Source organism: Marinomonas polaris DSM 16579 (assembly GCF_900129155.1).
GTDB classification, from domain to species: Bacteria; Pseudomonadota; Gammaproteobacteria; order Pseudomonadales; family Marinomonadaceae; genus Marinomonas; species Marinomonas polaris.
This window is the reverse complement of the sequence record NZ_FQVF01000010.1, coordinates 160,743-174,567: the sequence shown is the minus strand read 5'-3', so window position 1 is coordinate 174,567 and position 13,825 is coordinate 160,743. Positions and strand designations below refer to the sequence as shown.

The 13,825-nt window shown below is 42.0% G+C and carries 15 protein-coding genes; 3 read left to right on the top strand and 12 right to left on the bottom strand.

The window, feature by feature from the left end:
• Positions 1-71: 71 nt before the first annotated feature.
• The 6 genes from BUA59_RS12490 to BUA59_RS24140 all read right to left on the bottom strand — a co-directional run bounded on the left by BUA59_RS12490 (position 72) and on the right by BUA59_RS24140 (position 6,218).
• On the bottom strand, positions 72-572 hold the full coding sequence (locus tag BUA59_RS12490) for a TIR domain-containing protein (protein WP_072840028.1): 501 nt from the start codon (positions 570-572) through the stop codon (positions 72-74).
• Between the two features lie 12 nt (positions 573-584).
• The gene (locus tag BUA59_RS12485; RefSeq protein ID WP_072840027.1) at positions 585-2,027 is read right to left on the bottom strand and encodes an SIR2 family protein; all 1,443 of its coding nucleotides are present in this window, start codon (positions 2,025-2,027) and stop codon (positions 585-587) included.
• A 121-nt stretch (positions 2,028-2,148) separates the two neighbouring features.
• Entirely contained in the window at positions 2,149-2,964 is an 816-nt protein-coding gene (locus BUA59_RS12480) for a hypothetical protein (protein ID WP_175550773.1), read from the bottom strand.
• Between the two features lie 807 nt (positions 2,965-3,771).
• Entirely contained in the window at positions 3,772-5,253 is a 1,482-nt protein-coding gene (locus tag BUA59_RS12475; RefSeq protein ID WP_072840026.1) for a carboxypeptidase M32, read from the bottom strand.
• A gap of 124 nt (positions 5,254-5,377) precedes the next feature.
• Entirely contained in the window at positions 5,378-5,728 is a 351-nt protein-coding gene (locus tag BUA59_RS24145) for a type 2 periplasmic-binding domain-containing protein (RefSeq protein ID WP_245813147.1), read from the bottom strand.
• Positions 5,709-6,218, bottom strand: coding sequence for a LysR family transcriptional regulator (locus tag BUA59_RS24140; RefSeq protein WP_245813146.1), 510 nt, complete (start codon positions 6,216-6,218; stop codon positions 5,709-5,711). Before BUA59_RS24140 ends, BUA59_RS24145 begins: the two co-directional genes overlap by 20 nt.
• Positions 6,219-6,449: 231 nt before the next feature.
• Here BUA59_RS24140 and BUA59_RS12465 point away from each other — a divergent pair, with 231 nt between their 5' ends.
• Entirely contained in the window at positions 6,450-6,968 is a 519-nt protein-coding gene (locus tag BUA59_RS12465) for a glutathione S-transferase family protein (protein WP_245813145.1), read from the top strand.
• Between the two features lie 52 nt (positions 6,969-7,020).
• Here the strand turns inward: BUA59_RS12465 and BUA59_RS12460 are convergent, their stop codons facing one another.
• The 3 genes from BUA59_RS12460 to BUA59_RS12450 are packed head-to-tail and all read right to left on the bottom strand — an operon-like array spanning position 7,021 to position 8,159.
• Positions 7,021-7,299: a helix-turn-helix domain-containing protein gene (locus BUA59_RS12460; protein ID WP_072840025.1), complete on the bottom strand. Its 279-nt coding sequence runs from the start codon at positions 7,297-7,299 to the stop codon at positions 7,021-7,023.
• On the bottom strand, positions 7,296-7,634 hold the full coding sequence (locus BUA59_RS12455; protein WP_245813144.1) for a type II toxin-antitoxin system RelE/ParE family toxin: 339 nt from the start codon (positions 7,632-7,634) through the stop codon (positions 7,296-7,298). The genes BUA59_RS12460 and BUA59_RS12455 overlap by 4 nt, the downstream gene beginning before the upstream one ends.
• 57 nt (positions 7,635-7,691) lie before the next feature.
• Entirely contained in the window at positions 7,692-8,159 is a 468-nt protein-coding gene (locus BUA59_RS12450; protein ID WP_072840023.1) for an OsmC family protein, read from the bottom strand.
• 196 nt (positions 8,160-8,355) lie between these two features.
• Here BUA59_RS12450 and BUA59_RS12445 point away from each other — a divergent pair, with 196 nt between their 5' ends.
• Both BUA59_RS12445 and BUA59_RS12440 read left to right on the top strand, forming a co-directional pair.
• Positions 8,356-9,351, top strand: a complete 996-nt coding sequence (locus tag BUA59_RS12445; RefSeq protein ID WP_072840022.1) for an aldo/keto reductase — start codon at positions 8,356-8,358, stop codon at positions 9,349-9,351.
• A gap of 59 nt (positions 9,352-9,410) precedes the next feature.
• On the top strand, positions 9,411-10,286 hold the full coding sequence (locus BUA59_RS12440; RefSeq protein WP_072840021.1) for a LysR family transcriptional regulator: 876 nt from the start codon (positions 9,411-9,413) through the stop codon (positions 10,284-10,286).
• 68 nt (positions 10,287-10,354) lie between these two features.
• Here BUA59_RS12440 and dld read toward each other — a convergent pair whose 3' ends face one another.
• The 3 genes from dld to BUA59_RS12425 all read right to left on the bottom strand — a co-directional run bounded on the left by dld (position 10,355) and on the right by BUA59_RS12425 (position 13,742).
• Positions 10,355-12,094, bottom strand: a complete 1,740-nt coding sequence (dld, locus tag BUA59_RS12435; RefSeq protein ID WP_072840020.1) for a D-lactate dehydrogenase — start codon at positions 12,092-12,094, stop codon at positions 10,355-10,357.
• Positions 12,095-12,254: 160 nt separating this feature from the next.
• Entirely contained in the window at positions 12,255-12,683 is a 429-nt protein-coding gene (locus tag BUA59_RS12430) for a BLUF domain-containing protein (RefSeq protein WP_072840019.1), read from the bottom strand.
• Positions 12,684-12,854: 171 nt separating this feature from the next.
• Entirely contained in the window at positions 12,855-13,742 is an 888-nt protein-coding gene (locus BUA59_RS12425; RefSeq protein ID WP_072840018.1) for an alpha/beta hydrolase, read from the bottom strand.
• Positions 13,743-13,825 lie beyond the last annotated feature (83 nt).

Here is a 13,825-nt window from a genome sequence, read left to right as displayed (position 1 = left end):
CTAAAATTAGCGAGGAACGAGCAAAAGCCAACTGTAATTTGTCCGACTTGAAAACCCTTGTTATCTGCTGACTAGGGATTATCTTTTCGGATTTGTATCGCTTCTTCAATCCATGAATCTATATTATTTGCGATATAATTGTATACACCTTTACTCGTTGTATATGGTGGATCATAAGATTTGGCAATTGTTGATAGACGTTTTTTAGTAGTACCATGCGTCACGTAATATAGAGGATTAGCTCCTTTAGACGACTGATTATCAAGACGATCTGTAATGTTGTGTATATAAATAACTAATACACCTTTTCCTTTATTCCATGATTGAACAATCTCATGGTTTATCCATTTTCTATCAGCAGTTTTCGAACCAGCTAGAATCACCGTACATGTACGTCCTTCCATTTGTTTATCGATCCACTCCTTGATTTTTTTGTCACCGCCGCCAGTTACCGTTTCCCAGTCATTATCTTTTGCTGCTTGGTTTCCCTCAATAGCACCAATATTTCTAATTTTAGAAACTCGCCAATTATCTGGTTGATAATGAAAGCTAAAAAAACATTTCCTCGCCATAATTTCACTCCTTTATTGTATTACTTCATTTATAACAGCTATTACTACATCAACTTTCTCGGATAATGGCTTATCTGACTCTAAAAGCATCTCTAGCAACGGCACAACAACATCACTATTTTCATAATAATCAGTGGGCTTAGCCAAGATTAGTTTTAATATAGATTCAGTTGCATAACCAGTACAACCAATTGGAATACATATGTTTCCCAAATCCCTAGAGATTTCAAATTCACGTATTAAACCATTCGCTTCTACAATTGCATCGCCATCACGCTTATTGCCAAATAGAAAAACTGATATACCACTTAACGAGATCATTTTTTGTCGATATTCCTCCCAAAGCTCAGGTAACTTTTTCTTGCCTGATTCAAATTGAGGAAATGGTTTTAGTATTAGTTGGGATTCTGAAAATTTCATTGGATTAGCACTTATTGCCTCTAAAGAGCCGTTAATCACCGAACTACCAACACCCCAACCAAAACCATTAACGATTCGAAAGTTTTTTTCGATGATTTTTTTTGATAACAAATGAATAAAACCTAAAGCTTCATTTTTTTCATAAGGATCATATATTTCCGCACTTCCAGAGATGAATATAGTCTTCTTTTTAAACCTCTTTTCAATTTCTTCAAGAATGGAAGTTATTTGTGCGTAATCATCGAGAACCAAAGACTTTATTCCGTACCTCTTCAGATCATTAATAACAAGTTGCTGCTTTCTTGAATTGTAATCTAACGTAGCTTGATCTGGATTTTGTGCGTCATTTAAACAATGTTTCTTTATTAGGCAATAGTGCTGTTTTTTATCTTTTGAAAACCTAAAATTCAAACGGCTTAAAACATAATCTAAATTAGGGTCTGTAAAACTAAAACCAATAAACAAGAAAGTTTTAGTCGTTAATTCTCCCGATAAAGCATGTATAAAAGGCTCATGAGTTTGGTGATATTGCTCATAATCTTCTTTAGTCAAAATTGCATCTGATGAATGATTGGCATCACCATGCATTTTATACACAACAACATCACGTTTAGGTCTGTTTGTAAGAAGTTGTTTGTTTGTATGTTTAACATCAGCAACTTTATTCTCTTTAGCAAATGCTTGTTCAATTAAATTATCATAATTTGTTGTCCATACCGATGATATTGGTAATCGAGCAATAATATTGTGATTTAACGTTTCCTCAGCATTTTCAGTAAACTCTTCAATGATCTTCCTATTAATTTTTGACCTTGTTCTATTCTCATTGACATGAAATTGAGCTAGAGATACCAAATCATTTTCGCGATCAATAACAAGTCCTAGATCATGTGCAATTTCTTGCATTAATTCCGACCAGTTCACAAAACCTGCCGGAATCGATAACCCAGCTCCAGCAAAAATAGAAGCAGTACCTTCATTGAGATCTTTCACATAATCTCTAATAAAAATTTCAATCTCATGTTCAAATTTCAATACAACATCCTTATTTTAGTAATTGGTAAATATGATTAAAAACACATAACGCCTCAATAACCGGCGCAGCTTTGCTGCGTCCGGCGCCTGAAAGGCGCGTAGTTGATTGACTTGTTAGATTTCATGGTAAACGGACTTGCTTAAAATCAATGTCTTTAAAGTCGATACACATAATTTTGGTAAAGTGACTTACATTTACATCAGAATCAAACCGACTAAAATCAACACCTTTATCTTTGAAATGACCAAACACTTTAGACATGGCTGAAATAAATATTGGAACGATATTTATATAAATCTGCTTACTAGGATAGCGTTCGCTTATTGCTTGCGATGCAATTGAACTAAAGTAAAGATCTTCATTCAGTTGCTTTGTTAATTTCTCTCTATTCTTTTTGCCCATTTTATTTTCTAAGTAAGGGGATGCCCTAGAGTCGTCAATACGGTCTAAAATTTCATCAAGCCTATAGAAATACCGAGATGTATATGCCCCACTATTAACAATGTGACTTGCCATAAGAAATGCAGCGCCGCTATTTTTTTCTAAACTTTTATTATGAAACATCTCATAATTCCAACTATGGAACAAAGTATGGTCACGATGGTGTATTGCGTTTCGAAGTAGTATCAATAATGATGTATCTGCATTCCCAAAGTAGTCAAACTCAGACTTCGACACGTCATAAAGGCTATGGAATGCCTCAAGCTTTGCTTCAAATGCCCGATCAAGATTGTCAATTGCTTCTTCTCGATCTACAAGTTTCAGCCTATCGAACCCTGCGCAAACTTCTGAATACATTCTCATTGAGTTTGATAGCTTATCTATAGCTAATTTAATTACTTCCACTCGAACTCCATTTGGAAAGCTAACATCTATGGACATCCCATTTTTTTTGCAAGCAAAATCAAGATCTAACAAGAACAGTTTTGCAGCCATCTATTCGGATTTTTAGTAAAGCTTTTTTTAGCTTTTATCCCTGATGAACTACGCTCTTTTGCCACCACTCTTTTAACCAACAACCATTACTAAATCTTCCATTACAATAAACTGACAATACAATGGAAAAGCCAGAAAAACCATAAGACTTTTGTGGAATTTCACTAACAAGATAAACGCCAGAGGGATGGTTCCCCGCCTTCGCGGGGATGACGGTTTATGGCGATGTTTGGTTTGCCTAATGCTTGATGAGGTTGGAGGCTCTTAACCCCATCTTCCGTCTTCCCCTTGAAGAAAGGGGAAGAGACTTGGCAGCAGTATTGAATGAGTTATGCGTTTACGAGCAACGGCAGATCACGCTTCGCTCATCGTGCCCTACGATTTGGTAATTTATTAGCTTAGCAGCTGTTAGAGGGATGGATCCCCGCCTTCGCGGGGATGACGATGTATATTTGCGGGTGACTGTTCGCCTTCGCGGGGGGGGACAGTTTATGGCGATGTTTGGTTTGCTTAATGTTTGTTGAGGTTGGAGGCTCTGAACCCCATCTTCCGTCTTCTCCTTGAAAAAGGGGAAGAGACTTAGCAGCAGTATTGAATGAGTTATGCGTTTACGAACAACGGCAGATCACGCTTCGCTCATCGTGCCCTACATTTTGGGGGTTTATGTTCAGCAGCGAGGAGCAAACGAACACCAAGAGCGAGGTCAAACGTCAATTTATCACAGTAACGTCGAGCGGTGGCATTTGCTTTGCTCCAAGGGCCATAATCCCTCCCTAGCCCTCGAAGAAAAGGGAGGGAACAGTTCGACTACAAGTACCGCCCTTCTAGGTGTTTCCTAAAATGTGCGGCATTCAAGGTTTCGCCTGTGGCGCGTTTGACGAGTTCATCCGTGGTGTGGAGTGAGGCTTGTGACCAGATGTTGTCGCTTAGCCATTGGAAGATGGGGCTTAGGTCGCCGCTTTGAATGGCAGCGTCGAAGTCGACATTTTGTATCATGGTGGCTTTGTATTGGGCTGCGTACATGGCGCCTAATGTGTAGCTTGGGAAATATCCAAATGCGCCATCTGTCCAGTGGATGTCTTGCATGCAGCCGTTTTTGTAGTTGTCTTTGGTGGAGATACCAAGAGACGCTTTCATTTTCTCATCCCACAATGCTGGTACGTCGGTGTGCTCTATTACGCCGTTGATCAAGTCACGCTCGATCTCGTAACGCATGATCACGTGTGCTGGGTATGTTAGTTCATCCGCATCCACACGAATAAAGCCTTTTTCCACTTGAGTGTAGATTTTGTAGAGGTTTTCTTCGGCAAACACAGGATCATTGTGTGCATTGAAGGCTTCAGCAGAGAGTTGTGATAAGTGGGAGATAAACGGCTTGCTGCGCCCTATTTGCATTTCAAAAAACAACGACTGGGATTCATGAATCCCCATTGAGCGCGCTTCGCCAACTGGCAATCCGGCAAAGGCTTTTGGCAAGCCTTGTTCGTAGCGGGCGTGGCCGGTTTCATGAACGATGCCCATTAAGGCTTGTACGAAGTCTTGTTCATTATAACGAGTAGTAATACGCACATCGGTTGGTACACCGCCACAAAATGGGTGAACACTTTGGTCTAGTCGGCCACGATCAAAGTCGAATTTCAGCAACTTCATCACTTCTAAGCCGAGGGCTTTTTGGGTCGCGGTGGAGAAAGTGCCTGATGGCAATATGATGGATTCAGAGCGCTGCTTTTCCAGTACTTTTTCAATCAGTTCTGGTAACCAGGTTTTCACATCGGTAAATAAGGTGTTAAGCGAGGCGGTTGTAGTGCCCGGTTCGTATTTGTCGAGCATGGCGTCATAAGCCGTAAGACCTAATGCTTCACCACGGATTTTCGCTTCTTCACGAGATAAGGCGACAACTTCTTTCCAGTTCTTCTCGAAGCCTGTCCAATCATTTTCTTTGCGCTGTGAACGCCACGCATGTTCGCATTTAGAACCCGCAATGGATTGTGCTTGTACTAAGTCTTCGGGAACGACAGTCGCTTGCTGCCACTGACGCTTCATCTCACGCAGGCTGGCTTGTTGCTCTGTGCTTAAAAACTCTTGCTCGGCGTTGCCAAACAAGTCTTCTAACTGTGGTTGAGTGGATAAGCGATGAATATGAACAGATAACTCAGCCATGGCTTGAGAGCGAGCATCACTGCCACCCGCTGGCATGTTCGCTGCAGCATCCCAACCCAGTATAGATTGGGCATGATTAAAGTGATTTAACGTTTGGTAGTGTGCGGTTAACTTGTCGTAATGAGACATAATTTAGTTTTTCCTATTCGAATAATATAGGCGCTTTAGTCATCTTTTGGACGTATACATAAGCGACGTTAGCTTAGCAACGATTGGCCCTATCTAGTATTAAATATGTGTCGCTCCTGCATTTTTATTTAATGACTTGCTCAATGACGTTTTCAATCCACGATATGGTGAGCCAATCTGGTGCTGAGGCAGAACGAGAAAACGCGATTTCTACCGCTGGAAGGCTAGGTAAAAACTCACTTTCGATGATTTCCAATGAGTCATTAACGCTAATACTGGTGATGGCGGAGATGGCTTTTTCTGCCATTAATAGGCTTTCAATAAGGGCAAGATTGGCGGTGACACAGTACAGTCGATAATCTGTGCCTTTCTTGTGCAAACCGTCGACTGCGCTAGAATGGAACTTACAGCTCGACTCGTATAAAGCCAAAGGTAATGGCGTTAGAGACTGCCAATCAAACCCTTTTTTCGCCACCCACACACCTTTTGTCTTGAAACAAAGTTAAGCCTTCGTCACTGTTGGGGGTTCGAGTGACCAAGGCCAAATCCACTTCCCCCTTGTCCATCAATTCTCTTAATTCAGCAGATGTACCGGTGCGAATCCGAAAGCGAATATTCGGTTGCATCGATTCCATTACAGACATAATGACGATCAATAGATTCGCTACGTAATCATTAGGGCAACCAAAATTGAGCAAAACGCCTTGTTGTGGACCTTTGATGGATTGCAACGCACTTTCTTGCAGCTGCAAGATTCGACGTGCGTAATGCACTAGTTGCTGACCATCTTCCGTGAGTACTTGATCTCGACTTTGCTTGCAAAACAGTTCAGTACCGACTTGCTCTTCCAAACGCTTCATCTGCATGCTAATGACCGATGATGTGCGAAAGGTTTGCATGGCGGCGCGCTGAAAACTGCCGTGATCGACAATCGCCACCAAGGTTTTTAATAGTTCCGTATCCACTGCCTTCCCCTCGCTACTCTAGCCCAATCACGTTAACTCAATCGCCTTCTGATTTATTCATCAAAATGCGTTATGTCAGTCTTCAATTTAATTGGCTTTTTTCTAATGCTTTCTTGTCGCAAGATCAAAAGGAAAGACATATGATTCTGCACGATTTTTTACCATCAGGGAACGGTTATAAAGTCCGTTTGTTATGTGCCTGTTTAGGCCTCAAAGTGACATTAAAAGAATATGATATTACCAAAGGGGAAACACACTAAATCCTTTTTGGCGATGAACCCGAACGGAAAAATTCCGGTACTAGAATTAGATGACGGGCAATGTTTAAGCGAAAGTAACGCGGTGCTTCTATATCTTACAGAACAGCATAAATTCGCCTTGTTACCAACCAATCCGATCCTTAGAGCCAAGGTTTATAAATGGTTATTTTGGGAGCAATACAGCCGCGAGCCAAACATTGCTTCACCGCGCTTTTGGCTGACTCATAACGCCATGACGGATCTAAAAAAACAAATGCTGCCGGATCGTATTCAGCAAGGTCATGCGGCGTTGAAAATGATGGATGAAACCTTGGCAAAACATACTTTTTTGGCGGGAGATGCCATGACGCTGGCGGATATTTGCTTGTTCCCTTACACCCATGTGGCAGAGGAAGGCGCCGCTTATCAATTGTCTGAGTATCCTAATATTCAGCGCTGGATTAAACAGATTGAAGCCTTGGATTGGTTTATACCGATTACTCAAGGGTGATTCATATAAATTGCCCGATGCTGAGAGCATCGGGCAATTTCAACGTTATTTTCTAATGCATCTTTTGCGTTTTCAGTGACAATTCAAAGCCACACGCATGAGCATACTTAAGAAGCGTCGCCCAGCTTGGGTTCGCATTGCCTCGTTCTAAGCGGCTAATATTGCTTTTTTGAGTATTCATCTTTTCGGCAACTTGCTCTTGCGTTAATCCAGCTTTCGTTCGCATAGAAAGCAATTGATCAATTAGATTAAACTCAGCTTCCAGCTTATCGTATTCCGCTTTGACATCAGAATTCTTGAAAGCGCGCTGTTTCAGCTTTTGTAAACTCATCTTTTTTGAACTTCCTTCTGGCGTTGACGTGCAAGCTCTAACTCATTTTTGGGCGTTTTTTGTGACTTTTTAACAAAAGCATGTAAAACATAAATATGCTTTCCTTTTAAGTAACAAAACAAACTACGCCCGATACCTTCTTGAGCCTTTGCCCTAATCTCGAACAATCCATCCCCCATAGAGTCTGTATGAGGCGGCCCTAAGTTTGCGCCATGCTTTTCCATCAGCTCTAATAATTTAATCATCCTTGATTGTATTTTAGGTGGCATTTGAAGAATTTGATCTTCCACGCCATCATAAAAGTCTATCTTCCAAGTCATATTTAACCATTCCATTGTTATCATAAATGATAACGATACTTTCTTTATTTGTCTATGCCCATGTACCATTTATCAAACACAAAAAGCCTCATCCACTCGAACCTCAGTCAGTACCGAGTTGGCGATAAAACAGGCTTCATGGGATTGATGATGAAGCTCTTTTAATATCTCTTTGCTGGGTCTTTCTCCAGCAAAGATGACGGTTGGTCGTAATACCACTTCTGTCATCATTTGTTTGCCATTGGGGCCAATTGCCAAGGTACCAATAGCCTTGTCTGTGTATTGCTCGACGATGAGTTTTTTACGAGAGGCGAAGTCCAAAAAGAACAACATGTGACAACTGGATATAGACGCCACAAAGGCTTCTTCAGGGTCAACATTCTCCGCCACAGACATAGGCAAAGGAACAATATGCGGAGAAGACGAGGCCGGCACAACCACACCACCTTCGAATTGCCATTCATGGGCACGACTGTATTTTTTGTCCGAAAATAACTGTGAGCCACGCTTCCATTCAACCGTTGCAAAATATTCCGACATTATTGCTTCCTCATCAAAACTCATTCAAGAACACTCACTTTAAGCGGTACAAGAATCAAATTAAAGACCGTTATTAAGCTATGTAAAAATGAATCCCCCGCACCATTTTTGGCACTATGCACACGCCCTTCTCCCTCGCTAATCTCTATTGGTACATCGTTTAACCAACCCAATGAATGACGATAGGAGAGAGAAAATGGAACACATCACGTTATTAGGACAACAAATACCACGCATGGGATTAGGTTGTTGGGCCATTGGTGGCCCTTTTTACAGTGGCAACAAAGCTTACGGCTATGGAAAAGTAGATGACAAGCAAAGCATTGATGCCATTGAATACGCCTACGACCAAGGCATTCGTCTGTTTGATACTGCACCAGCCTATGGCATCGGCCACAGTGAAAGCATCTTAGGGCAGGCACTAAAGAATAAACCGGATGCCATTATTTCCAGTAAAATAGGCCTAGAATGTAACCGCGTTACCAAACAATTTATTGGCCCCGAAACCGACCCAGAGACAATTGTTAAGTCTATTGATGAAAGTCTTAGTCGTTTACAACGAGAGCGTATCGGATTACTTTTTCTGCATCTTAATTCATTATCCATAGAAGAGGCTGAGCCAATTTTTGATCGGCTAGATACGCTAGTACAAGAGGGAAAATTAGGGGCTTATGGTTGGAGTACAGATTTCTCGCAATCTATTGCCGCAATGGCTGAACGAGAACACTTTCGATGCGTGCAACATTGCATGAATGTATTCTTTTCACCCAACAAAATTCAACAACTCACACAAAAACATGAGCTAGTTTCCTTTTGCCGTTCACCTTTGGCAATGGGCTTATTAACGGGTAAGTTTCAAGCTGGGAGTAGTATTACTGCTGGTGATATTCGCGGCCAATCCGAAGAATGGCTAGACTATTTTAAAGACGGCAAAGTGAATGATCATTACATTGAACAGCTAGACCGTATTCGAAGAGCTTTAACTCGCTCAGGTCGAACGCCAGCACAGGGAGCATTGGCTTGGATTTTACGTCACGATAGTCGAGCCGTCCCTATTCCGGGCTTCCGTAATCGACAACAGGTAGCTGAAAACATAGCTGCATTATCGCTAGGCAGTTTGGAAGATAACGCTTACGCAGAGATTGAACAACTGATGAATCGTCCCGTAGATTATCAAGAGCGGGAGCGTTGATACTTTTCGCAAAAAACATTCGCTATTAAGGCGGCAATAACAACAAAAAAGGGACAACAATGAGCCTAGACCCTGAAATCTGGAACGCCTTACCTCTGTTCGAACAGCTAGTTCAATGTGGAAGCATCAAAGAAACCGCGAGAAGTCTGAACATGAGTTCTGCCACCCTTACCCGTCGGCTCAATGCGCTTGAAGATCAGCTACACTGTCGGTTATTTGTGCGTTCAAACGAAGGCTTAACGCTCACCACTCAAGGCGAAGACTTTTATCACCAAGCTCATCCCTTGATCAGTCAGAGCCAAGTGTTACATCACTGGCAAAAAGATCACAGTCAGACACGATCTGTGCATATTACCGCGGGCCATTGGTCCGCGTATTTTCTGACCCAACACCTGCACTCACTAGAGAGTCAGGCGTCTCAATACGAATTAATCATTGCCCCTAATATTGAGCAATTGGACATTCAAGGACGAGAAGCCGACATTGCCATTCGTAGCCACCGTCCGACACAAGACAACCTAGTGGTGAAACAAGGCAATACCGTTCACTTCGCCCCATACTGCGGTGCTCTAAACCAACAACAGAGCGACTCACTCCCCTGGGCTCAGTTGCTTACTCATTCACAAACAACCCCAAGCAGCCTATGGCTAAATAACCAAAATGAGCCTGTTCGCTATAAAGTCAGCGATTGCGGGGCCTTATTGCAACTATTGATAACAGGCGTTGCCAAAGCCTTGTTACCCACTTTTATTGGCGAAAAAGTAACGGGGTTGCAACGCTGTGGTGCCATTATCGATTCACTCAGCCATCAGCAATGGTTAGTCATTCATCAAGTTGATAGACATCATCCGCATATTCGCATGATGTTTGATTGGCTGGTAAACACCTACGAACAACACACGACCACTTTCCAGAAACCTCAAGACTCTGATTAAAAACGTAAAAGCCGAGACATCTTTAACGGAAACGTCTCGGCTTTTTGCATTCACTGCTGTTCTAAAGCTTATTTATGACAGCCACAGCCTGTGTGTTCGTCGCTCAGTTCTTGCCAGTTTTTCAATTTACTGGTGCCGCCGATGCCTGAGTTGAAACTGTTGGTTGGGTCGGTTTTTTGGTAAAACTCACGCAATGCTGGTTTAGCAACATATTCATGCCCTACGTTATGCTCGGCTGGGTATTCCGCGCCTCGGGCGTCGTAGCTGGATAGAATTTGCTTCTTCACGGCTTTGGCGTCGACACCTTTTTTCATAATGTAGTTTTGGTGCATTACGTGACAGAAGAAGTGTCCGTAGTACATTTTAACAGCGACTTTATCTTCGATGTCTTGTGGTAGCTCTTCAAACCAATCACGCTCATTACGCGGGAATGCCACGTCAATGGTCATGATGGAACCTAAATCTTTGCCATTCATAACGTGATAACGCGTCAAGGCACCACCAGTAACGAAGCGATGCAAGATAGCTTGGTCAGCTTCACGCTTGGTACAAGCAAAGTAATCGCCTTCATTGTCTTTAAAGAAGTTGTCTAAGTAAGCTTGTGCTTCTGCGACACCGTCATTGCTGGTTTCCACGATCCAATGGTGTTCGTATTTTTCACGGAAATCTTCCATGCGTTTTGGCAAATGATTCGGGAAAAGCTGACTCGCGTATTGCATCATGATGTCGGAGAATTTAGACGGCATGAATTTCAGTTTGCCGGCCCAACGATCGACCGTGCGCTTAAGGGCAAACATTTTTGGGATGTATTTTGTACCAAGTTTATCGATCACCAAGTAGCTGTCTTTGCCATATTTTTTACTGATGTCATAGCTGCTGTTATGCATATATTCGCCAGACACAGGCAGGTTTTTAAAGGTAGACAACATATCACGGCGCATTTGTTCCATCACCGCAGGATCATTGGTGCCAATGTAGAAAACTTGATACTTTTCAGGAATAGGAAAGGTATCGATGCGCACGGCAAATACCGCCAACTTACCCGCACAACCAGATGCTTCGTATAAACGACGTGGATCGTTATTGAAACGTGATGGCGTCTCGGCATCGACGTCTCGAATGCGCTCATGGTATTCGTTATCAGAGCCACGTTTATCTGGGAATTGAATGTCTTTTTCTTGGTACTTTTTGTTTTGCAGATTCGCAAGAATTTCTTCTGGATCTGTTCCTAACTCAATGCCTAAGTTGTTCACCAATTGCAGTTCGCCATCTTGGGTAACTTGGGCAAACAAAGACATTTCTGTGTATGCAGGGCCACGTTGAACTAACGCGCCGCCAGAGTTGTTACACACACCACCAACAATAGATGCGCCAATACAAGAAGAGCCAATAACAGAATGCGGTTCACGACCATAAGGTTTCAGCGTGTCTTCTAAGCCAAACAGAGTACTACCCGCAAAACCGACGATTTGTTTGCCTTGATCAAGCAGCTGAATATCGTCGATGCGCATGGTGCTGATGATAACGATAGGACGATCATAGTCCGCGCCATTTGGTGTTGAACCACCAGTCAAGCCAGTATTAGCTGCCTGCATAATGACAATCACATCGGCTTTCACACAAGCTTGTAAACATTTCCAGATTTCAACCAGACTACCAGGACGAACAACCGCATACGCCTTACCACCACCAAGGCGAAAACCTTGGCTGTAAGGTTTGGTCTTGTCTTCGTCTGTTAAAGTGTATTGATTTCCTACAATGGCCTTTAATTCAGCGGCCAAATCTAAGTTGAAACTGGTATCCGTCATATTAAGCTACTTCACAACGTATCGGGGAAAGGGGCGAACATACTAAACCGATCAACCAGTAAAAAAAACTCCAGCAAAACAATTAGGAATCGTGTTCATAAGCAATGCTTATGCAAAAGAAGAGTTACATCAACATTGAAGCTTAGATTTCCTTAAATTCTTATTGCGATTCTGCCCTTTTTATCTCGTCTCTTATATCCAATAACAGTGACTTCGCGCTCTCGCCATTCATGTTATAGGGGTCGAAACTGATGTTTTTTGTATGCTGATAAAATAGTTCACGAAGGCTTTCTGTATTTTGTAAATAGCCCATATTCCAGCTATCGAACTCCCTGTGGGGAATTTCTTGATAATCAATTATTTCAGGCTTTTTATGGCGCGGATCAGTCGCGATTTTATGATAAATCTGGTTCACATCTTGACGCGTTCCCTCTAAACATTGGAGAAAGAACTGCCGATTAAAAGACAGCAAGCCAGTCACATTGAGGGCTTTATTTTTGACTTGTGCCACCTTAAGAATGCGGGCAATGTCATCAACCTCAAATTGCTCGGTAATAGTACTGGTATAAATAAGTCGAACTAAATCCACATTAAGCCCTTCTATACTGGATACATTTAATAGGTTATTTACATTCAGATTATATTTTTCGTGTAAAAAAATAATGTGGATTTTCGTAATTTTTATATGTGTTTACTTAACTCATTAATGACCATTAAAAGATTTAACCGCTATTCTTACTAAGCAAAATGTCAGTAGACTTTAATCTTCCACTGTTACGGCATTTGCTCCATGGCGCTGAAAGAAATCGTTAACATCATCTAGGATCGGCGCTTTGCTTTTCAAAAACCAAACAAGGCTAGACACCATGTCGGCATGACCAACACCTTGGTAAATTTTGCTCTCAACTGCGCCCTGCTCAAGGTTAATTTTCGCAATCAGTTTATCCATATTGCTTTTACCAACAATGGTATCGTCAGCGCCCCAGAGCAATAACATTGGCGGCTCTTTGCCATCAATAAACGTCGTTACCTGCATATTTGGGTAGTTTTCTGGTGGACCAAACATATCCATATAATCGTCTTCATAAGGTACAAAATCATACGGCCCAGATAAACCGGCAAAGGCGTTTATAATGGATGGTGTTAAGCCTTCGGCTTGCAAGTAATGCTTATCCGCTGTGACCATTGCACCAATGTGAGCACCTGCAGAGTGCCCTGCAATAAACAAACGCTTAGGGTCGCCTTGGTATTGGGCAATATGGCGATACGTCCAAGCGACTGCCTTGGCGCCATCTTCAACAAAGGTAGGAAATTTTACCTGTGGGTATTTGCTGTAATCGGCAATCACAGTGATGTAGCCTTTTTTCGCGAAAGCTTCACCGACAAAGGGATACATGTCTTTTGATCCATCTTTCCAGCTACCACCATAAAAGAAAACCACAACAGGAAGAGATTGACCAGAAGAGTATTGACCAGAAGGATGAGGCGGAACATAAATATCTAGCTTTTGCCAAGGCTCTGATCCATAAGCAATATCATTTGTCGTTTCGGTATCACTAAAGGTATTGGGTAAATTGGCAACACCTAACCCGACTTTCGTACAGGCAACGAGTAGTAAAGAACTCAGCGCCACACATACTTTTTTCATCTTCAAAATTGGCCTCTTGAATGTCTAAAAATGAATTCGTCAGAGTTTGATACGTAACATAGAGATAAATAGACCAAAATTTA